The sequence below is a fragment of the Nosocomiicoccus massiliensis genome (assembly GCF_002871345.2).
GTDB lineage: Bacteria > Bacillota > Bacilli > Staphylococcales > Salinicoccaceae > Nosocomiicoccus > Nosocomiicoccus ampullae_A.
Genome location: NZ_CP136964.1, coordinates 1,272,675 through 1,293,004, shown reverse-complemented (window position 1 = coordinate 1,293,004; position 20,330 = coordinate 1,272,675). Strand labels below are relative to the sequence as shown.

Here is a 20,330-nt window from a genome sequence, read left to right as displayed (position 1 = left end):
ATAACCTCTTCCATACTTCTTCTACTCCATCTCATAGGCTTGTAACTTTTGTAATGTTGTCTCGATTGATGCTTTCATATTTTTCGAATGAACTGGTTTCGTTTTTTCAATATCAGATAATATTTGCCCTTCTCTTTTAATTAATACATCATTAGATTACAAACCCACAATCTCAATCTTCACAAACATACATTTTTCCATACTTTGTTGTGATTTGTTTTATATCTACATAAAAACTACAATGGATATTTACACTAATATAACTACTTCATCTAGAAAAAGATTAGCTGAAAAGTTTCAAAATCACATCGATTTTTAAATTAATTTCATAAAAGGGTATTAAAGGGGTATTATTTTCTATCACAAAACAAAAAAGCACCTCTCGAATTTTTTCGAGAAGTGCTTGCAACCCTTGATAAAAAGGGATATTAACGTTTAGAGAATTGTGGTGCTTTACGAGCTTTCTTAAGACCTGGTTTCATACGCTCTTTCATACGTGGGTCACGTGTTAAGAGACCAGCACGTTTTAATTCAGCGCGGTGTTCAGGGTTTGCTTCTAATAATGCACGCGCAATTCCGTGACGGATTGCTTGAGCTTGTCCTGTGAATCCACCACCGTGTACGTTTACTAATACATCGTAGTTACCTTCTGTTTCAGTAACAGCGAATGGTTGGTTTAAGTCTAAGATTAAGCTTTCAAATGGAAGGTATTCTCTCATGTCACGATTGTTGATCGTTACGTTACCTTCACCTGGTACAAGACGTACACGTGCGATTGACTTTTTACGACGTCCAGTTCCTCTATATTCTACTTTAGCCAATGTGTTTACCTCCTAATCCTTAACCACGTAACTCGTAGTTTTCAGGTTGTTGTGCCGCATGTGGATGCGTGTCTGCTTCATATACGAATAATTTGCTAAGTTGTTTGTCGCCTAAAGAGTTTTTAGGTAGCATACCTTTTACAGATTTTTCGATTAAACGAACTGGGTAAGTTTCTCTTAACTCTCCAGCTGTTACTTCTTTAATTCCACCTGGGTGACCAGTGTGTCTGTAGTATACTTTTTGACTTAATTTGTTTCCTGTTAATTCAACTTTACCAGCGTTGATGATGATCACGTAGTCACCAGTGTCAACGTGTGGCGTGTATGTTGGTTTATGTTTACCACGTAAGATTGATGCAACTTCTGTTGAAAGACGACCTAATGTTTGTCCTTCAGCATCAATTACGTACCATTTACGCTCAATGTTTGACTCGTTAGCCATAAATGTTTGACGCATTGTTTTGCCCTCCAAAATAAAAAAAGTTTCTAATTTTCTAATTTAATTGTTCATGTTATATCTTACAAAAGATAAGTTCCGGGGCTTATCAGTGTGTGATATAAATTTATACCGTTAGTAATTATAACGCACCTTTACGTTAAAAGTCAACGGTATCACGTGTTTTCTTTTAAATAATCGCCTTGTTCTTCTTCTGTTAAAAATATACGCTCTAAATATAACCCACCTGCTGGTGCAACTTTTGGATTTTGCGTTCGGTCTTTGTTTTCAATGTTTTCTTTTGTAGATTCCGGATTTCTATTACCTTTACCAACTTCAAGTAAATAAGATACGATAATTCGCACCATGTTATATAAAAAACCCGACCCCATAATGACGATTTCTAACCCATTTGTTGTCTCGATTATATCGAGTTTGTATATATGTCTCACTTTGTTTTCAATGACAGTTTTTGCACTCGAGAAACTTGTAAAGTCATGTGTGCCGATAAAGTACTCGGCCGCTTCACGCATTCTGTCGATGTTTAATTCATCTTTCACATGTGTTTCTAACCCGTATTTAAAAGGAGATGGTTCTCCGAAGTACATTTTGTACCGGTATACTTTTCCTTTCGAATGATACCTTACGTGATACTCCGGGTCGATCTCTTTTGACTCTATAATACGGATGTCTCCTGAAAGTTTGTTGTTTAATATAAACGACCACTTCTCAGGATCGATATCGAGTGTCGTGTCAAAGTGTGCGTATTGTTCAAGTGCATGAACGTGCTTATCTGTACGTGACGCTGGGTGAATTCTTATAAATTCACGGTGTACAGATTTTAATGCACGTTCAATTTCACCTTGAACAGTACGACGGTTTTGCTGATACTGCCACCCATCAAACTCTTTACCGTTATACGTTATTTTTAATAATATACGTGTCATGTTCTTAACACCCACAGTAGTACTCCAAATAGTACTAATATAATAAGCGCAATCGTGTCTCTTTTATGCCATATAAGGAGCCGGTAGTGCGTACGTCCTTCGTCTCCCTTATAGCCTCTTACTTCCATTGCAACTGCCATATCTTCTGCTCTTTGAAACGCAGATATAAATAGCGGTATGACGATAGGAATGAGTGCTTTTATACGGTCTTTTACTGGACCTGTCATAAATGTCGATCCTCTAGATGATTGTGCTTTTATTATTTTATCTGTCTCATCCATTAACGTCGGTATAAATCTTAAACTAATCGACGTCATCATCGCGATTTCATGGACAGGTACTTTAAACATTTTTAACGGTGATGCGAGTTTTTCTAAGCCGTCCGTTAATGAAATCGGACTTGTCGTCAGTGTCATAATCGTCGTTACGATGACGAGCATAATGAGACGCGTCGATATATATAAACCTCTTATGAGACCTTCTAACTCAATCGTAAATATTTTAGCATCGAGGAGTACCGGACCACCTTTTGTTAAGAATAGGTGCATTAAAAACGTAAATATGAGTAGTACGAGTATAATCTTAAGTCCGTTTAATACGAACATAATACCGAGTTTTGCGAGCTTTAAAACGATGAGTACAAAGGCAATTAAAAGTAAGTACGTCACTAAGTTATTCGCAAAAAAAACGATAATCATAAATAGTGCCGTCGCGATTAATTTCGCGCGTGCATCGAGTTTATGAATGACACTATCTCCAGGAATATAACGACCAAGTAGCATCGAATCAAACATCGAATACCCCCTTATACATACGTATGAATGACTGTATGTTTTGAGGCATTTCATCTAACGTATATCCTTTTTTACGTAAATCATGAACGAGGCGTACGACGTTTGGAACTTCTAGTTGATACTCTTTTAAGAGTGCTTCATCTTGTAAGAGTTCATGCGTATTCCCTTCAGCGACGAGATGTCCTTTAGAGAGTACTTTCACCTCATCAGTATAGTTAAACACGTCGTTCATATCGTGCGTGACGAGTATGACTGTAATCCCGAGCGTTTCGTGTAACGATTTAAATAACTCCATCGTTTTAATATGGCTGAGTGGGTCTAGTCCTGCCGTTGGTTCGTCTAATATAAGTACGTCTGGTTCCATCGATAGTATACCTGCGAGCGCAATTTTACGCATTTGCCCACCAGATAAATCAAATGGTGACTGATCAAATAATGATTCATCAACGTTTAGCAGTTCTAAATATTTTTTAGATATAGCTTCTGCTTGTTCTTTAGACTTTCCCATATTCATCGGTCCAAATGAGACGTCTTTAAGGACGGTTTCATCGAACAGCTGGTGTTCAGGGAACTGAAAGACGATCCCCACACGTTTTTTAACGTCGTGAATGATTTTATATTTCGCTTTTCTAGTTAATACATGGTCACCGACATTGACTTCTCCTTCTGTTGGTAAAATAAGTCCGTTTAACATTTGTACGAGCGTTGACTTTCCACTACCTGTATGTCCGATGACACCGTAAAATTTACCTTGTTCAAATTGTGTCGTGATGTTATTTAACGCTTTAAATTCAAATGGTGTTTTCCTTTGGTAGACTAATGTCACGTTCTCTAGACTTATATTCATAGACGTTCCACCAACTCTTCGTATGACATATATTCTCCGTTCATTAACGCTTCGGACAACTCAATATTAAATGGAAGCACTAAATTACTCTCTTTTAACACATCCGTGTCTTGATAGATTTCATACACTTGACCTTCGCTACGAATTTTACCATCACGCATCACATATGCGTAATCACTGTCTTCAATTTCAGTTAAGTCATGCGTAATGTAAATGATCGTCGTCTCTCTCGTTTTATGTATGTTTTTAAGTAAAGATAAAATATCCCTTCTACCAGTCGGGTCTAACATCGACGTCGATTCATCCATAATTAACACGTCTGGGTCCGTCACAAGCGCTCCAGCAATCGCAACACGTTGCTTTTGACCACCAGAAAGACGATGGGGTTCATGTGTTCTAAACTCCCACATACCGACTTCCCTTAAAGCAGATTCAACTTTATCTTTCATTGTTTCATGTGGAACACCACGATTTTCTAACCCAAACGCAACATCATCTTCGACTGTTGCTCCGACAAACTGGTTATCCGGATTTTGAAACACAATCGCAAATTTTTCGCGAATGTCTTGGAAGTTGTCTTCTGTCACTTTTTCTCCATCGATATACACATCCCCTTCAGTTGGAGTGAGTATACCCATTATGATTTTTACTAACGTACTTTTACCAGAACCGTTATGTCCGATAATCGACACAAATTCTGATTTTTTAAAGTCGATAGAAATATGATTTAATGCGTATCGACTGCTGTGGCTATATTTGTATGAAACATTTTTAAGTGAAATCATATTTCCACCTTCTTTAAAATAGTTAAATAAAAAAGCGCGTACCCTGCAAAAGAGTCGCGCAATTCATAGTTTTGCAGGATACTTAAGAGCTAGACAGAAGTAAATCTATCGTAACACTCATACTGCTTTAATAAGAGGTTTAAGCACCCTCAACAAATTCAATAATCACTTGTTCTGCACCGTCTCCACGACGCTCACCAAGTTTTTTAATGCTTGTGTATCCACCTTGACGTTCTTCAAAACGAGGTGCGATATCATCAAATAATTTTTGTAATGCAGTTGTTGTTGAACCATCTTCGTTTACTAACGTAACGTTTTGTACCGTTTCAGCAGCACGACGTCTAGATGCTACGTCTCCACGCTTACCTAAAGTTACAAGACGATCTACAACTTTACGTAGCTCTTTAGCACGCTTTTCTGTTGTAACGATGCGTTCTTCAACGATTAATGATGTCGCAAGGTTTCTAAGCATAGATTTTCTGTGTGCTGAGTCGCGACCGAGTTTTCTGTAAGCCATTCTTATACCTCCTCTTTAATTAATCTTCTTGGCGTAATTCTAATCCAAGGTCATCTAATTTATTTTTAACTTCGTCTAAAGACTTACGTCCTAGATTACGTACTTTCATCATGTCTGCTTCTGTTTTCTCTGTTAACTCTTGAACTGAGTTAATGCCTGCACGTTTTAAGCAGTTGTAAGAACGTACAGATAAGTCGAGTTCTTCGATAGACATTTCAAGTACTTTTTCTTTTTGGTCTTCTTCTTTTTCCACCATAATTTCAGCATTTTGCGCTTCGTCTGTTAAGTCGACAAAGATGTTTAAATGTTCAGTTAAGATTTTTGCACCAAGTGAAATAGATTCAAGCGGTGTAATTGATCCGTCTGTCCATACATCTAATGTTAACTTATCGAAGTTCGCATTTTGACCGACACGTGTGCTTTCTACTGTGTAGTTGACACGTTTTACTGGTGTGTAAATAGAGTCTACTGGAATTACTCCGATTGGTAGGTCGCTTTTGTTGTTCGCTTCAGATAAAGCATAACCTCGTCCGCGTCCAGCAATCATGCGTACTCTTAGGACTCCACCTTTTGCTACGGTTGCGATTTTTAACTCTGGGTTTAAAATCTCAACGTCACTGTCGTGGATAATATCTCCTGCAGTTACAACACCTTCGTCTGTAACATCAATTTCTAACGTTTTATCTTCTTCTGAATAGATTTTTAACGCTAAACTTTTAATGTTTGTGATGATCGTTGTAACATCTTCGATGACGTTCTCAATTGTTGAGAATTCATGTAGTACGTTTTCGAATTCGACTGTCTTTACTGCCGCACCAGGTAAAGATGATAAAAGAATGCGACGTAAGGAGTTCCCAAGCGTTGTTCCATATCCTCTTTCTAGAGGCTCTACAACAAACTTACCAAACTTAGAATCTTCCGTTAGTTCTACTGTTTCAATTCTAGGTTTTTCGATTTCAATCATTGTTTACTTTTTCCTCCCTATTACCGCCGTTTAATTGCGCAATGTGTTTTATCATCGTTAATTATACACGACGACGTTTTGGTGGACGACAACCGTTGTGTGGAACTGGAGTTACGTCTTTAATAGATGTAATCTCTAATCCAGCTGATTGTAATGCACGAATTGCAGATTCACGTCCTGCACCAGGTCCTTTTACTGTTACTTCTACAGTTTTAAGACCGTGTTCCATTGCCGCTTTAGAAGCAGTTTCAGAAGCCATTTGTGCTGCGAATGGAGTAGATTTCTTAGAACCTTTAAATCCTAATGCACCAGCAGATGACCATGATAGTGCGTTTCCGAAATCATCCGTGATTGTTACAATTGTATTGTTGAATGTTGAACGAATGTGTGCAATTCCTGATTCAACATTTTTCTTCACTCTACGTTTACGTGATGTACGTGATTGATTACGAGCCATTTATAATACTCCTCCCTTACTTGTTAATTACTTCTTCTTGTTCGCGATTGTTTTCTTAGGACCTTTACGCGTTCTCGCGTTGTTCTTAGTCTTTTGACCACGAACTGGTAAGCCACGACGGTGACGGATACCTCTGTATGATGCGATTTCTAAAAGACGTTTAACGTCTAAGTTTTCATCACGGCGTAAGTCACCTTCAAGTTTGTAGTTGTCTACAACTTCACGAATTTTGTTTAACTCATCTTCTGTTAAGTCTTGTACACGCGTGTCTTCGTTAACGCCTGCTTCTTTAAGAATTTCAGAAGATCTCGATTTACCGATACCGTAAATATAAGTTAATGAGATTACTACACGTTTATTACGTGGAATGTCAACTCCTGCTATACGAGCCATTATTTACACCTCCGTTATTTATTATCCTTGTCTTTGTTTATGCTTAGGATTCTCACAAATTACCATTACTTTTCCTTTACGACGAATGACTTTACATTTTTCGCAAATTGGTTTTACTGATGGTCTAACTTTCATTTTGTTACCTCCTTAATAATTGGAGTCCTTATTTAAAACGATAAGTGATTCTTCCTTTAGTTAAGTCATACGGTGACATTTCAACTGTTACTTTATCTCCAGGAAGGATTCGAATATAGTTCATACGAATTTTACCAGACACATGAGCTGTAATCTCATGGCCGTTTTCAAGTTCTACTTTGAACTGTGCGTTTGGTAATGTCTCTTTTACAAGACCTTCTAATTCAATAACGCCCTCTTTACTCACTTTATATTCCTCCTTTACAGTTTAAACTCTTTGTTTTGCTTGTCTTCAGGTGAAACCACTTATATTTAAGGACTGATGAGATATTCACCTAAAGACTCAAGGTGAATATTAAAGTGTTTCGAGTATCTTTTCGACATCAGCAAACACTTCATCGATATCTCTCGCACCATCTACTTTAGATAAAATACCTTGTTTCTCATAGAAATCAAGTAGTGGTTTCGTTTGCTTGATGTTTACACTTAATCTTTTTTGAACCGTTTCTGGGTTGTCATCTTCACGTTGGTATAATTTACCACCTTCAAGATCACATACACCGTCTTTTTTCGGCGGGTTAAACACTAAGTGATATACCGTGCCGCATACCTCACAGATACGTCGACCTGTTAGGCGGTTCATGAGTTCCTCTTCAGGAACATCGATATATAATGTGCTATCAATCTGAGTGCCAAGATCAGCCATGATTTCGTTTAAAGCTTCTGCTTGTGAGACAGTTCTTGGGAAACCATCTAATAAGAAACCTTCTTTAGCATCACTTTCAGATAATCTTTCTCTTACAATTCCAATCGTTACTTCATCTGGAACGAGTTCTCCACGATCCATGTAAGATTTTGCTTCTTTACCGAGTTCAGTTTCGTTTTTAATCGCTAAACGGAACATATCACCAGTAGAAATATGTGGAATTGGGTATTTTTTAATGATTTCAGTAGCCTGTGTACCTTTACCTGCTCCAGGCAATCCCATAATTACGATATTCATGAATATCCTCCTACTAATCTATACGTGTTTACCTATTGCGTCTAAACCCTCTGTACTCTCTTTGTCCTGCTTGAGCTTCGAGTTGTTTCATAGTTTCTAGCGCAACCCCGATAACGATGAGTAGGCTTGTACCACCGATCTGAATCGTTTGTGGTAAATCCATTAATCGAGTTAGCAGTATTGGTAACACTGCAATAAACGCTAAGAATATTGAACCTACAAATACGAGTCTATATAAAACATTTGTAATGTAAGTCTGCGTGTTTTTACCTGGACGAATACCAGGAATGTAACTGCCTTGGTTTTTTAAGTTATCTGCCATCTTCTCAGGGTTTACTTGTACAAACGCATAGAAGTACGCAAACAAGATGATGAGAATGATGTAAATCACTAATCCGATATTAGACGCTGGATTCGCAGCTTCAGCAAATTTAATTGCCCATTCTTTATCTTGGAAAAATAGTGATATAGATTGCGGTAACATTAAGAATGCCATCGCAAAGATAACTGGGATAACTCCTGCAGGGTTAACTTTTAGCGGTAAGAAAGTCGCTTGTGGTGCAAGCATTGCTTGACGACCTTTACCTCTTGCATATTGAATCGGAATTTTACGAATCGCTTGTAAAACGTAAACCGCAAATGCAGTAAGAAGTAATAAACCAACAACCATACCAACTACTGTTAACACAGCCATCGTATTGTCCTGTGCGCCAACAAATTGTTGTTCATAAAATTGAATTAATGCACTTGGTAATGATCCTAAAATACCAGCGAAGATAATGATAGAAATACCGTTACCTACACCTTTTTCAGTGATTTGTTCACCAAGCCATAATAGAAACGCAGTACCTGTTGTAAGTACGATAGCGATAATTAGGTATGAACCAACTGAGTTATCACTAATTAACGTACCACCAAACATTTGGTTGAATGCAAATGACATACCAATTGACTGAATAAATGCTAAAACGATTGTAAAGTAACGCGTAAACTGAGCGATTTTACGTCGCCCGACTTCACCTTGTCGCGCCCATTCAGCAAACTTTGGTACAACGTCCATTTGCAGTAACTGCGTAACGATTGACGCAGTGATGTAAGGCATAATCCCCATTGCAAAAATAGAGAAGTTTTTAAGTGCCCCACCACCGAATGTGTTCATGACGTCTAGTACGCCACCTTGAGCTTGTGTGTCAAACACACTCGGATCTACGCCAGGAACTGGTATATACGTACCAATTTTAAATATTACAAGCATTGCAAGTGTAAATACAATCTTCTGCCTGATTTCTTTGATCTTAAAGAAATTGACAACGTTGCTGATCATTAGATCACCTCTACAGTGCCGCCTTGAGCCTCAATCGCTTCTTTAGCCGTAGCAGAAAACTTGTGTGCTTGAACAGTTAACTTAACATTGAGTTCTCCGTTACCAAGAATTTTAATTGCTACATTCTTTTTAACTAATCCTGACTCAACGAGTAATTCAGGTGTAACTACAGTTCCAGCATCAAATTTATTTAAATCGCTAATGTTAACGACTGAATAACTTTTACGGTTAATATTTGTGAAACCACGTTTAGGAATCGCACGGAATAGTGGTAATTGACCACCTTCGAATACTAATCCTACGCCACCACCTGTACGAGCGTTTTGTCCTTTATGTCCACGGCCAGAAGTTTTACCATGACCTGATGACATACCACGTCCAACACGTTTACGTGATTTACGTGCGCCCTCAACTGGTTTAAGTTCGTGTAATTTCATTGTTGCACCTCCTATTTTATATTACTTATTAAATATTCTCTACTTTAACTAAGTGTTTAACTTTTTCTACTTGTCCTCTTAATTGAGCAGTATCTTCAAGCTCGATTGAAGAATTAATTTTCTTTAGACCGAGTGAAGCGACTGTCTTCTTTTGTGTTTCCGGTCTACCGATAACACTTCTTACGAGGGTAACTTTAACTTTAGCCATCTTGAATACTCCCCCTTAATTTAAGATTTCTTCTACAGTTTTTCCACGCAGTCTAGCTACGTCTTCAACGTTTTTAAGTTCTTCTAAACCTGTCATCGTCGCACGTACTACGTTTACTGGAGTACTTGTTCCGATTGATTTACTTAATACGTCTGTAACACCTGCTAACTCTAACACCGCACGTACCGGTCCACCTGCGATAACCCCAGTACCTGGAGCAGCTGGTTTCATGAATACGTGACCAGAGCTGAAGCGTCCGTTGATTTCGTGTGGAATAGTTCCGTCTACGATTGGTACTTCAACAAGGTTTTTCTTAGCAGCTTCAATTGCTTTTTTGATTGCTTCTGGCACCTCTTGTGCTTTACCTTGACCGAATCCTACGCGACCTTTTCTGTCCCCTACTACTACTAAAGCAGAGAAACGGAAACGTCTACCACCTTTAACTACTTTCGCGATACGGTTGATTGTTACTACGCGTTCTTCAAATTCTTGTTTTTCTTCTCTACGATTACGAGCCATTTTATTGTTTCGCCTCCTTCAATTAAAACTTAAGTCCGTTTTCACGTGCAGATTCTGCTAATGCAGCTACACGTCCGTGATATAAATAACCTCCGCGGTCGAATACAACTGTTTCGACGCCCGCTGCTTTACCACGTTCAGCAATTAATTTACCAACTTCTGCAGCTGCTTCTTTGTTAGAACCATTTTTACCGCTGAAGTCTTTATCTTGTGTTGAAGCACTCGCTAATGTTTTATAGTTCACATCATCGATAAGTTGTGCATAGATGTTTTTATTAGAACGGTATACGTTTAGACGTGGTCTTTCAGGAGTTCCTGAAATGTTTTTACGTACACGTAAATGTCTTTTACGACGTACCGCATTTTTATCGATTTTAGAAATCATTTATGTTCCTCCTCACTTGTTTAATTATTTACCAGTTTTACCTTCTTTACGACGTACGTACTCATCTTTGTAACGAATACCTTTACCTTTGTATGGCTCAGGTGGACGTACCTTACGAATGTTTGAAGCTAATGCTCCAACTTCTTCTTTGTCGATACCTTCAATTTTAAGTTTAGTGTTTCCATCAACTGCAATTGTAAGTGTATCTGATGATTCGAATTCAACTGGGTGAGAAAGTCCAACGTTTAATACAAGTTTCTTACCTTGCATTTGTGCACGGTAACCAACACCGATTAATTCTAATTCTTTAACAAAACCTTGTGATACACCTTCGACCATGTTGTTTAGTAAAGAACGTGTTGTTCCGTGAATCGAACGCATCGCGATTGAATCGTTTGGACGCTCAACGACGATTGTGTTGTCTTCCATTTTATAATTTAAGTCATCATTTAAAGTTCTTTTAAGTTCACCTTTCGGTCCTTTAACTGTAAATGTAGATCCATCAACGTCTACTGTAACGCCAGATGGAATTTCAATAATACGGTTACCAATTCGGCTCATTTTTGCACCTCCTAATTGTTATTACCAAACGTAAGCGAGTACTTCTCCACCAACGTTTTTGTTACGAGCTTCTTTATCTGTAATTACACCTTCAGATGTTGAAATTAAAGCAACACCTAAACCGTTAAGTACTTTTGGTAGTTCATCTTTTTTAGCGTATACGCGAAGACCTGGTTTAGAAATTCTCTTAAGACCAGTGATTACTCTTTCGCCATTTTCACTATATTTTAAGAACACACGGATGATATTTTGTTTGTCATCCTCCACATATTCTACGTTTTTGATGAAACCTTCATTTTTAAGGATTTCAGCGATATCTCTTTTGATGTTTGACGCTGGAATCTCTAATGATTCATGTTTAACAATGTTCGCATTTCTAATGCGTGTTAGCATATCTGCAATTGGATCTGATATAGTCATCTAAAATATGCCTCCCTTCAATTTATATAGAATTACCAGCTCGCCTTTTTGACGCCTGGAAGTTGACCTTTATATGCGAGTTCACGGAAACAGATACGGCAAAGTTTAAATTTGCGAAGTACTGAGTGTGGACGTCCACATCTTTCACAACGTGTATATTCTCTTACTTTGAATTTTTGCGGTTTTTGTTGTTTCGCAATCATTGATTTTTTAGCCATGAATATGCCTCCTTTTTACTTTTTGAATGGCATACCAAATTGTGTTAACAGTTCACGAGCCTCTTCGTCTGTGTTAGCTGTTGTCACAATAACGATATCCATACCTCTTACTTTTGTTACTTTATCGTAATCAATCTCTGGGAAGATGATTTGTTCTTTAACACCTAAAGTGTAGTTCCCACGACCATCGAATGCTTTTTTAGATACACCTCTGAAGTCTCTTACACGTGGTAATGATACTGAGATAAGTTTATCTAAGAAATCGTACATTCTGTCACCACGTAAAGTTACTTTTGCACCGATTGGCATACCTTCACGTAAACGGAATGTAGCTACTGATTTTTTAGCTTTTGTAATTTGTGGTTTTTGACCAGCAATTGCTGTTAATTCTTCTACAGCAGTGTCTAATACTTTAGCGTTTTGTACAGCTTCACCAACACCCATGTTGATTACGATTTTATCGATTTTAGGTGCTTGCATTACAGAGCTGTATTCAAACTTTTTAACGAGTTCATCTTTGATTGTCTCGTTGTATTTATCTTTTAAACGAATCACGAAATGTGTCCTCCTTCCGAGTTACCTTATTTAATTTCTTTACCTGATTTAACTGCTACTCTAATTTTCTTTCCGTCTTTTTCTTCATAACGGATTCTAGTGCGTTCACCTGAATCAGGATCAACGTGCATAACGTTAGAAACGTGAATTGCTGCTTCTGTTTCTAAAATCCCTCCGTCTGGATTTAATTGAGAAGGTTTTTGGTGTTTCTTAACCATATTTACTCCTTCAACTACCACACGTTCTTCTCTAGGGATAGCTTTTAAAACAGTTCCCTGTTTACCTTTATCTTTACCGCTAATGACAATAACTTTGTCGCCTGTTTTTACGTGCATCGTCTTATCGCACCTCCTTAGTTAATATTAAAATTATAATACTTCTGGTGCCAATGAGATAATTCTCATAAAGTTGCCGTCACGTAATTCACGTGCTACTGGACCAAATATACGAGTTCCTCTTGGACTTTTATCGTCACGAATAATGACACATGCGTTTTCATCAAATTTAATATATGAACCATCTTCACGACGGATACCTGTTTTAGTACGAACGATGACTGCTTTAACTACGTCACCTTTCTTGACAACACCACCCGGTGTTGCATGTTTTACTGTTGCAACAACAACATCACCAATGTTCGCTGTTTTACGTCCAGTACCACCTAGTACTTTGATTGTTAAAACTTCACGAGCTCCAGAGTTGTCAGCAACTTTCATACGAGATTCTTGTTGAATCATGCGTGGTTACCTCCCTTTATATATCTACACTATTAGATAATTACTGATTCCTCTACGATTTCCACTAAGCGGAAACGTTTAGTAGCTGATAATGGGCGAGTTGCTTCAATTTTTACGATATCGCCTAATTTAGCTTGGTTGTGCTCGTCATGAGCTTTGTACTTTTTAGAGTATTTTACGCGTTTACCAATAATTGGGTGTCTTTTGTGTGTTTCAATAAGAACAGTAATTGTTTTGTCCATCTTATCAGAAACGACACGGCCTTGATAAACTTTACGTTCATTTTTCTCTGCCATTATATAAACCTCCTATAAATTATTGATTCGCTTTTGCTTCTTCAATTTCTCTTTCACGGACTGTCGTTTTTAAACGCGCAATCGTTTTTCTAACTTCCTTGATACGAGCAGTGTTTTCTAGCTGACCAGTAGCTAGTTGAAAGCGTAGGTTGAAGAGTTCTTCTTTAAGTTCTTTAATGTTATTTACGATTTCTTCGTTTGTAAGTTCACGGATTTCCTTAGCCTTCATTCGTATCACCACCTAATTCTTCTCTCACAACGAATTTTGTTTTTACTGGAAGTTTGTGACTTGCAAGACGTAGTGCTTCACGAGCTACCTCTTCATCTACACCTGCAACTTCAAACATAATGCGTCCTGGTTTAACGTTTGCGATCCAGTGCTCTACTGCACCTTTACCAGAACCCATTCGAACTTCTAATGGCTTTTTAGTAATTGGCGTGTGCGGGAAAATGTTGATCCATACTTTACCGCCACGTTTCATGTAACGTGTCATAGCGATACGTGCTGCTTCGATTTGACGTGCAGTAATCCATGCAGACGTCGTAGCTTGTAAGCCGTAATCGCCGAAGTTTACTTCATTACCGCCTTTTGAACGCCCTTTAGAATTTGGACGGTGTTGACGACGGTATTTTACTCTCTTTGGTAATAACATTCTTCTTGTACTCCTCTCTTAGTTATTCTCGTTCTTTACTGCTGGTAAAACTTCACCGCGGTAAATCCACACTTTAACACCTAACTTACCGTAAGTAGTGTCTGCCTCTTCGTGTGCGTAGTCAATGTCTGCACGAAGTGTGTGTAGTGGTACTGTTCCTTCACTGTATCCTTCTGCACGTGCGATGTCCGCTCCGCCTAAACGACCTGCAACAGAAGTTTTAATACCTTTAGCTCCTGCTCTCATTGTTCTTTGAATCGCTTGTTTTTGAGCTCTACGGAATGATACACGGTTTTCAAGTTGACGTGCGATGTTTTCTGCTACTAATTTAGCATCTAAATCGATATTTTTAACTTCGATAACGTTAATGTGCACACGTTTACCTGTTAATTTCACAAGTGCTTCACGTAGTTTTTCGATTTCACTACCGCCTTTACCGATAACCATACCTGGTTTACCAGTGTGTAGTGCAATGTTTACTCTATTTGCAGCACGTTCAACGATAACTTGTGATACTGCTGCATCTTTAAGGTTTTCATCAATGTATTTACGGATTTTTAAGTCTTCGTGTAATAAGTCAGCAAAGTCGTTCTCTGCGTACCATTTTGCTTCCCAATCTTTGATTACACCAATACGTAATCCCGTTGGATTAATCTTTTGACCCAAAGTAATTCCCTCCTCTTATTAGTTCGCTTCTTCAGCCTGTTCTTCTACTGCTTCTTCTTTTTCAGTAAGTACAACAGTGATGTGGCTCGTACGTTTGTTGATTCCAGTTGCACGTCCTTGTGCGCGTGGACGGAAACGTTTAAGCGTTGGTCCTTCGTTTGCATAAATTTCAGAAACGATTAGGCTGTCAACATCCATGTCGTAGTTATGTTCAGCGTTTGCCGCTGCTGATAAAATGAGCTTCTCTACTACTTCAGCAGCTCTTTTATTAGTAAGCTTTAATAGTGCGACTGCTTCGCCAACTTCTTTACCTCTTACGAGATCAACCACTAAACGTACTTTACGTGGAGCGATACGCACTGTTCTAGCTGTTGCTTTCGCTTGCATGTATATTTCCTCCTTTAGGTGTTATCGAGTTACAGCGTCTTTACCGCCGTGTCCTTTGAAAGTTCTTGTTGGAGCAAACTCTCCGAGTTTGTGACCAACCATATCTTCAGTAATATAAACTGGTACGTGTTTACGGCCGTCATATACAGCAATCGTGTGCCCGATGAATTGTGGGAAGATTGTTGAACGACGTGACCAAGTTTTAATTACAGTCTTTTTATTTGATTCGTTAAGGTTTTCTACCTTTTTCATTAAATGATCATCTACAAAAGGTCCTTTTTTAATACTACGTGCCATTTTGGCGCCTCCCTTCAAGAAATCAGTGCGGTGAGAACCGCACACGATTTAATGATGTTGATTATTTTTTACGTTTTCTAATGATTAACTTAGTAGACTTCTTCTTGTTTCTACGAGTTTTCTTACCAAGAGTCTTTTTACCCCATGGAGAAAGTGGAGATGGCATACCGATTCCAGTTCTACCTTCACCACCACCGTGTGGGTGATCGTTAGGGTTCATCGCAGAACCACGAACTGTAGGTCTCTTACCAGCCCATCTAGAACGACCAGCTTTACCTACGTTTACAAGTTCATGTTGTTCGTTTCCTACAGAACCGACTGTTGCACGGCATGTAAGTAAGATCATGCGCATTTCGCCTGAGCTTAAACGAACGATTGCGTATTTACCTTCTTTACCAAGTAATTGTGCTGATGTACCAGCAGAACGAGCGATTTGCCCACCTTTACCTGGTTTAAGTTCGATGTTGTGGATAGTTGTACCAACAGGCATATCGCCTAACTCTAATGCGTTACCTAATTTGATATCCGCATCTTTACCACTCATGATTTCTTGTCCAACTTCAATTCCTTTAGGTGCAAGGATATATCTCTTTTCACCATCTAAGTATTGAACAAGTGCAATGTTTGCTGAACGGTTTGGATCGTATTCGATTGTTTTGATACGTCCTGGTACTCCATCTTTGTTACGTTTAAAGTCAATAACTCTGTATTGACGTTTATGTCCGCCACCTTTATGACGTACAGTAATTTTTCCTTGTGCGTTACGGCCAGCTTTTTTCGGAAGTGGCTCTAATAATGAACGTTCTGGTTTAGTTTTAGTTAAATCTTTATAATCCAGACTCGTCATATTACGACGACCATTTGTTGTTGGTTTATAATGTTTAATCGCCATTTAACTGTTTACCTCCTTATTGGTAACTTTCGAATATTTTTAGAAGAATTCAATAGAACCTTCACTTAATTTTACAATCGCTTTTCTTCTTCTGTTCGTATAGCCTTGATAACGTCCCATACGCTTTTTCTTAGGCTTTACGTTCATAATGTTAACTTTCTCAACTTTTACATCAAAGATTTCTTCAACAGCACGTTTAACTTGTGTTTTAGTTGCTCTAACATCTACGTCAAACGTGTATTTGTTCTCTGACATTAAATCTGCTGAACGCTCAGTGATTACTGGGCGTTTAATAACGTCTCTAGCTTCCATTACAGAAGTACCTCCCCTGCTTTAGTAATTGCATCTTCCGTGAAAATTACACGATCTGCAGAAAGGATATCTAATACGTTTAGGCCTGAAGCAGTGATAACTGTAACTCCAGGGACGTTACGTCCTGATTTTAGAACGTTGTCATCTTGTTCACCTAATACGATGAGTGTCTTTCTACCTGCATCTAAGTTATCTAAAGCTTTAACTAATTCTTTTGTTTTAGGTGCATCGAATGTGAATGCATCTACAACTGTTAATGCTTCTTCGTTTACTTTTACTGATAATGCAGAACGTAACGCTAAGCGTCTAACTTTTCTTGGCATTTTGAATCCGTGATTTCTAGGAGTTGGACCGAATACTACGCCCCCGCCTCTCATGTGTGGTTCACGAATCGAACCTTGACGTGCGTTACCTGTTCCTTTTTGTCTGAATGGTTTTCTACCACCACCGCGAACTTCTCCACGGTTTTTAACTTTGTGATTACCTTGTCTTAATGATGCACGTTGAAGCGTTACTGCTTCGAATAATGCATGTTGGTTTGGTTCAATTCCGAAAACTTCTTCGTTTAATTCGATTGTTTTTACTTTTGAACCATCAATAGATAATACATCTACGTTTGCCATTGTATATCCTCCTTTCTATATTAGTTGTCACCTTTAATTGCTGATGAAATTTGTACGTAACCTTTTTTAGGTCCAGGTACGTTACCTTTTACTAAAATTACGCCGCGCTCGTTGTCAACCATAACTACTTCTAAGTTTTGAAGCGTTACTCTTTCGCCACCCATTTGTCCTGGTAAGTTTTTACCTTTTAGAACGTGTGATGGGTCAACCATACCCATTGAACCTGGGCGTCTGTGGTAACGTGAACCGTGACTTGATGGTCCTTTAGCTTGGTTGTGTCGTTTAATGTTACCTTGGAAACCTTTACCTTTAGAAGTTCCTGTAACATCTACGATGTCTCCAGCTTCAAATGTATCTACGTTGACTTCTTGACCTACGTCGAATTCATCTACGTTTAGGTTGCGGAATTCGCGTACGAAGCGCTTAGGGTTTGCACCTGAAGCTTTAACGTGGCCCATTTCAGCCTTAGTTGCGTATTTGTTAGTACGTCTAGTTGGTTTGTAGTCTTGCTTGTCATCAAAACCAATTTGTACTGCATTATATCCGTCTACTTCTTCTGTTTTCTTTTGAAGGACAACGTTACCTGCCGCTTCAATAACTGTTACTGGAATTAGCTCTCCGTTCTCTCCGAAGATTTGAGTCATTCCTACTTTTTTACCTAAGATTCCTTTGGTCATCGAAAGTCGCACCTCCTGATATTAATTTATAGTTTAATTTCGATGTCCACACCAGATGGTAAGTTTAAGCTCATTAAAGCATCTACCGTTTTTGATGTAGGGTTTAAAATGTCGATAAGACGTTTGTGCGTACGTTGCTCGAACTGCTCACGTGAATCTTTGTACTTATGAACCGCACGTAAGATTGTGTAAACAGTTTTCTCTGTTGGAAGTGGGATTGGCCCAGAAACTTCCGCACCAGAGCGTTTAGCTGCTTCAACGATTTTCTCCGCTGATTGATCAAGCACTCTGTGCTCATACGCTTTTAAACGAATACGAATTTTTTGTTTTGCCATTATTTTAACCTCCTCGGTCGTCATCATTATTGATAGACTTCTCCACGAAAATTTTCTCACGCACCCGCCATGACAATGGGGCCGGGTGTGTCAGTAACCTCTCGCTTCATCGATTTAACAAGAAAACCCTTATTTATCAAGAGTTTCGCAATGTTCTTGACAGTTTTTCTGTCACTTTTTGAGTCCAACGCTATATATAATACATTAAAAGAGTGAAGAAATCAAGGGTTATCCGAGATTTTTTCACTCTTTTTTATCAAGCATATCTTATCTTAATATAAATATAAAATAGAGAATAAATATAACTGCTAATACATACATGATCGGGTGGATATCTTTCTTTCTTCCAGCAACTAACATTGTAATAGGATAAAAGATAAAACCAATCGCGATTCCTGTTGCGACACTATAAGTGAGTGGCATCATTATTACTGTTAGAAACGCTGGTACTGCCACTTCGAAACGCGTCCACTCTACTTTGCTTAAGTTCGATGCCATTAATGCGCCTACTATTATAAGTGCAGGTGCAGTCACTTCAGATGTGAACACGACAATTAATGGACTAAAGAATATCGCGAGTAAAAATAGTAGTGACGTCACGATACTTGCAAATCCCGTTCTCGCACCAGCTGCTACCCCTGCTGTCGATTCGACATAAGACGTCGTCGTTGACGTACCTAGAATCGCTCCTGAAATTGTTGCGAATGAGTCTGCAGCAAGTGCACGACTCGCACGTGGAATTTTATTATCTTTAATTAAATTCGCCTGTGACGCGATTCCAACTAATGTACCCGCCGTGTCAAAGAAATCAACAAATAAAAATGTTAATACGACAACTAAAAACTGTACATTAAAAAGCTCAGACGGATTTAAAAATCCTTCAAATGCTGCACCGAACGTTGGTGCAATGCTCGGCACTTTACTCACGACCGCTTCAGGCATCGGTAACAAGTTAAAGACAAGTCCGACGATCGCGGTAATAATCATTCCTATAAAAATCGCACCTGGGACTTTACGCGCCATTAATATGACTGAAAGCACTAATCCAAATATTGTAAGGATAACGTGTGCATCATGAATGTTACCAATATGTACGAGCGTGTTTTCATCTGCAACGATAAATCCGGCACCTTTAAATCCAACGAACGCGATGAAAAAACCAATCCCGGCACTGACGGCCATCTTCATCTCCATCGGTATCGCATTGATTACGTACTCTCTAACACCAGATGCTGTCAGTATTAAAAATAGTACACCGGATACGAGAACACCAGATAACGCTGTTTGCCACGGGATTCCCATTCCAAGTACAACAGAGAACGCGAAAAATGCGTTTAACCCCATTCCAGGAGCTAAAGCAATTGGATACCTTGCCCAAACACCCATAATAAACGTTCCGATAAATGCCGCGAGACACGTCGCAACAAATACTGCGTTAATGTCCATACGCATATCATCTGGAACACCCTCAACTCCCGCAAGACTAAGCATTGCAGGGTTAACTGCTAAAACATATGCCATTGAAAGAAATGTTGTGATTCCTCCAATAGTTTCACGACGATAATTTGTACCTAACTCATCAAATTGAAAATATCGTTTCATCTTATACTCTCTCTATTCTATTTATAGTAGAAATTAAATTATTTATAAATTTTATCGTTAAAAGACGCACAATGCAATAAGTTTAATATGAATTATGTTTATATGTTCAATACTGTGGCAATAGTTA

Annotated in this window: 36 protein-coding genes; all 36 read right to left on the bottom strand. The window is 38.5% G+C overall.

Features of this window, described 5'->3' with window-relative positions:
• Positions 1-428: 428 nt before the first annotated feature.
• Positions 429-821: a 30S ribosomal protein S9 gene (gene rpsI / locus CJ229_RS06795; RefSeq protein WP_040929559.1), complete on the bottom strand. Its 393-nt coding sequence runs from the start codon at positions 819-821 to the stop codon at positions 429-431.
• 19 nt (positions 822-840) lie between these two features.
• On the bottom strand, positions 841-1,278 hold the full coding sequence (rplM, locus tag CJ229_RS06790; RefSeq protein ID WP_040929560.1) for a 50S ribosomal protein L13: 438 nt from the start codon (positions 1,276-1,278) through the stop codon (positions 841-843).
• A gap of 155 nt (positions 1,279-1,433) precedes the next feature.
• Positions 1,434-2,204 carry a tRNA pseudouridine(38-40) synthase TruA gene (gene truA, locus CJ229_RS06785; RefSeq protein ID WP_070622598.1) on the bottom strand — a complete coding sequence of 257 codons (771 nt, stop codon included), beginning with the start codon at positions 2,202-2,204 and terminating at the stop codon, positions 1,434-1,436.
• Entirely contained in the window at positions 2,201-2,998 is a 798-nt protein-coding gene (locus CJ229_RS06780; RefSeq protein ID WP_070457118.1) for an energy-coupling factor transporter transmembrane component T family protein, read from the bottom strand. The genes truA and CJ229_RS06780 overlap by 4 nt, the downstream gene beginning before the upstream one ends.
• Entirely contained in the window at positions 2,991-3,845 is an 855-nt protein-coding gene (locus tag CJ229_RS06775; protein WP_068129225.1) for an energy-coupling factor transporter ATPase, read from the bottom strand. The genes CJ229_RS06780 and CJ229_RS06775 overlap by 8 nt, the downstream gene beginning before the upstream one ends.
• Positions 3,842-4,630: an energy-coupling factor transporter ATPase gene (locus tag CJ229_RS06770; protein WP_070457120.1), complete on the bottom strand. Its 789-nt coding sequence runs from the start codon at positions 4,628-4,630 to the stop codon at positions 3,842-3,844. The genes CJ229_RS06775 and CJ229_RS06770 overlap by 4 nt, the downstream gene beginning before the upstream one ends.
• Before the next feature lie 139 nt (positions 4,631-4,769).
• The gene (gene rplQ, locus CJ229_RS06765; protein ID WP_040929565.1) at positions 4,770-5,147 is read right to left on the bottom strand and encodes a 50S ribosomal protein L17; all 378 of its coding nucleotides are present in this window, start codon (positions 5,145-5,147) and stop codon (positions 4,770-4,772) included.
• Positions 5,148-5,166: 19 nt separating this feature from the next.
• On the bottom strand, positions 5,167-6,111 hold the full coding sequence (locus CJ229_RS06760) for a DNA-directed RNA polymerase subunit alpha (protein WP_068129220.1): 945 nt from the start codon (positions 6,109-6,111) through the stop codon (positions 5,167-5,169).
• A gap of 61 nt (positions 6,112-6,172) precedes the next feature.
• Complete coding sequence (gene rpsK / locus CJ229_RS06755) at positions 6,173-6,568, bottom strand: 30S ribosomal protein S11 (RefSeq protein WP_068129219.1); 396 nt, start codon at positions 6,566-6,568, stop codon at positions 6,173-6,175.
• A 27-nt stretch (positions 6,569-6,595) separates the two neighbouring features.
• On the bottom strand, positions 6,596-6,961 hold the full coding sequence (rpsM, locus tag CJ229_RS06750; protein ID WP_040929568.1) for a 30S ribosomal protein S13: 366 nt from the start codon (positions 6,959-6,961) through the stop codon (positions 6,596-6,598).
• Between the two features lie 21 nt (positions 6,962-6,982).
• A complete protein-coding gene (rpmJ, locus tag CJ229_RS06745; protein WP_029091518.1) occupies positions 6,983-7,096 on the bottom strand; it encodes a 50S ribosomal protein L36 in 114 nt (37 codons plus the stop codon).
• Between the two features lie 28 nt (positions 7,097-7,124).
• A complete protein-coding gene (gene infA, locus CJ229_RS06740; RefSeq protein ID WP_040929569.1) occupies positions 7,125-7,343 on the bottom strand; it encodes a translation initiation factor IF-1 in 219 nt (72 codons plus the stop codon).
• 108 nt (positions 7,344-7,451) lie between these two features.
• The gene (locus tag CJ229_RS06735; protein WP_070622603.1) at positions 7,452-8,099 is read right to left on the bottom strand and encodes an adenylate kinase; all 648 of its coding nucleotides are present in this window, start codon (positions 8,097-8,099) and stop codon (positions 7,452-7,454) included.
• A gap of 28 nt (positions 8,100-8,127) precedes the next feature.
• Positions 8,128-9,423, bottom strand: coding sequence for a preprotein translocase subunit SecY (gene secY / locus CJ229_RS06730; protein WP_068129215.1), 1,296 nt, complete (start codon positions 9,421-9,423; stop codon positions 8,128-8,130).
• Positions 9,423-9,860, bottom strand: a complete 438-nt coding sequence (gene rplO, locus CJ229_RS06725) for a 50S ribosomal protein L15 (protein ID WP_068129213.1) — start codon at positions 9,858-9,860, stop codon at positions 9,423-9,425. Before rplO ends, secY begins: the two co-directional genes overlap by 1 nt.
• 28 nt (positions 9,861-9,888) lie before the next feature.
• Positions 9,889-10,068, bottom strand: coding sequence for a 50S ribosomal protein L30 (rpmD, locus tag CJ229_RS06720; RefSeq protein ID WP_040929573.1), 180 nt, complete (start codon positions 10,066-10,068; stop codon positions 9,889-9,891).
• Between the two features lie 15 nt (positions 10,069-10,083).
• Complete coding sequence (rpsE, locus tag CJ229_RS06715) at positions 10,084-10,587, bottom strand: 30S ribosomal protein S5 (protein WP_040929574.1); 504 nt, start codon at positions 10,585-10,587, stop codon at positions 10,084-10,086.
• Between the two features lie 22 nt (positions 10,588-10,609).
• Positions 10,610-10,972, bottom strand: a complete 363-nt coding sequence (gene rplR, locus CJ229_RS06710) for a 50S ribosomal protein L18 (protein WP_040929575.1) — start codon at positions 10,970-10,972, stop codon at positions 10,610-10,612.
• A gap of 24 nt (positions 10,973-10,996) precedes the next feature.
• Positions 10,997-11,533 (bottom strand): 50S ribosomal protein L6, encoded by a 537-nt coding sequence (gene rplF / locus CJ229_RS06705; protein WP_070709250.1) that lies wholly within the window; start codon positions 11,531-11,533, stop codon positions 10,997-10,999.
• A gap of 21 nt (positions 11,534-11,554) precedes the next feature.
• A complete protein-coding gene (rpsH, locus tag CJ229_RS06700) occupies positions 11,555-11,953 on the bottom strand; it encodes a 30S ribosomal protein S8 (protein WP_040929577.1) in 399 nt (132 codons plus the stop codon).
• 32 nt (positions 11,954-11,985) lie between these two features.
• The gene (locus CJ229_RS06695; RefSeq protein ID WP_040929578.1) at positions 11,986-12,171 is read right to left on the bottom strand and encodes a type Z 30S ribosomal protein S14; all 186 of its coding nucleotides are present in this window, start codon (positions 12,169-12,171) and stop codon (positions 11,986-11,988) included.
• 15 nt (positions 12,172-12,186) lie between these two features.
• Positions 12,187-12,726 (bottom strand): 50S ribosomal protein L5, encoded by a 540-nt coding sequence (gene rplE, locus CJ229_RS06690; RefSeq protein WP_040929579.1) that lies wholly within the window; start codon positions 12,724-12,726, stop codon positions 12,187-12,189.
• 26 nt (positions 12,727-12,752) lie between these two features.
• Positions 12,753-13,061 carry a 50S ribosomal protein L24 gene (rplX, locus tag CJ229_RS06685; RefSeq protein ID WP_068129209.1) on the bottom strand — a complete coding sequence of 103 codons (309 nt, stop codon included), beginning with the start codon at positions 13,059-13,061 and terminating at the stop codon, positions 12,753-12,755.
• 33 nt (positions 13,062-13,094) lie between these two features.
• Positions 13,095-13,463, bottom strand: a complete 369-nt coding sequence (gene rplN / locus CJ229_RS06680) for a 50S ribosomal protein L14 (protein ID WP_040929581.1) — start codon at positions 13,461-13,463, stop codon at positions 13,095-13,097.
• 32 nt (positions 13,464-13,495) lie between these two features.
• Positions 13,496-13,759, bottom strand: coding sequence for a 30S ribosomal protein S17 (gene rpsQ, locus CJ229_RS06675; protein WP_070457125.1), 264 nt, complete (start codon positions 13,757-13,759; stop codon positions 13,496-13,498).
• Between the two features lie 19 nt (positions 13,760-13,778).
• A complete protein-coding gene (rpmC, locus tag CJ229_RS06670; protein ID WP_068129207.1) occupies positions 13,779-13,988 on the bottom strand; it encodes a 50S ribosomal protein L29 in 210 nt (69 codons plus the stop codon).
• Entirely contained in the window at positions 13,978-14,412 is a 435-nt protein-coding gene (gene rplP / locus CJ229_RS06665) for a 50S ribosomal protein L16 (RefSeq protein ID WP_040929584.1), read from the bottom strand. Before rplP ends, rpmC begins: the two co-directional genes overlap by 11 nt.
• An 18-nt stretch (positions 14,413-14,430) precedes the next feature.
• On the bottom strand, positions 14,431-15,078 hold the full coding sequence (gene rpsC, locus CJ229_RS06660; RefSeq protein WP_070709252.1) for a 30S ribosomal protein S3: 648 nt from the start codon (positions 15,076-15,078) through the stop codon (positions 14,431-14,433).
• A gap of 18 nt (positions 15,079-15,096) precedes the next feature.
• Positions 15,097-15,465, bottom strand: coding sequence for a 50S ribosomal protein L22 (gene rplV, locus CJ229_RS06655; protein WP_040929586.1), 369 nt, complete (start codon positions 15,463-15,465; stop codon positions 15,097-15,099).
• A gap of 21 nt (positions 15,466-15,486) precedes the next feature.
• The gene (rpsS, locus tag CJ229_RS06650) at positions 15,487-15,762 is read right to left on the bottom strand and encodes a 30S ribosomal protein S19 (protein ID WP_040929587.1); all 276 of its coding nucleotides are present in this window, start codon (positions 15,760-15,762) and stop codon (positions 15,487-15,489) included.
• Positions 15,763-15,823: 61 nt separating this feature from the next.
• Positions 15,824-16,654 (bottom strand): 50S ribosomal protein L2, encoded by an 831-nt coding sequence (gene rplB, locus CJ229_RS06645; protein WP_068129206.1) that lies wholly within the window; start codon positions 16,652-16,654, stop codon positions 15,824-15,826.
• A gap of 39 nt (positions 16,655-16,693) precedes the next feature.
• Complete coding sequence (gene rplW, locus CJ229_RS06640) at positions 16,694-16,966, bottom strand: 50S ribosomal protein L23 (RefSeq protein WP_040929589.1); 273 nt, start codon at positions 16,964-16,966, stop codon at positions 16,694-16,696.
• Positions 16,966-17,589 carry a 50S ribosomal protein L4 gene (gene rplD / locus CJ229_RS06635; RefSeq protein ID WP_068129204.1) on the bottom strand — a complete coding sequence of 208 codons (624 nt, stop codon included), beginning with the start codon at positions 17,587-17,589 and terminating at the stop codon, positions 16,966-16,968. The genes rplW and rplD overlap by 1 nt, the downstream gene beginning before the upstream one ends.
• Positions 17,590-17,609: 20 nt before the next feature.
• On the bottom strand, positions 17,610-18,266 hold the full coding sequence (gene rplC / locus CJ229_RS06630; protein WP_040929591.1) for a 50S ribosomal protein L3: 657 nt from the start codon (positions 18,264-18,266) through the stop codon (positions 17,610-17,612).
• A 26-nt stretch (positions 18,267-18,292) separates the two neighbouring features.
• A complete protein-coding gene (gene rpsJ, locus CJ229_RS06625) occupies positions 18,293-18,601 on the bottom strand; it encodes a 30S ribosomal protein S10 (RefSeq protein WP_102167099.1) in 309 nt (102 codons plus the stop codon).
• Between the two features lie 267 nt (positions 18,602-18,868).
• Positions 18,869-20,203, bottom strand: coding sequence for an NCS2 family permease (locus tag CJ229_RS06620; RefSeq protein ID WP_102167098.1), 1,335 nt, complete (start codon positions 20,201-20,203; stop codon positions 18,869-18,871).
• Between the last annotated feature and the right edge of the window lie 127 nt (positions 20,204-20,330).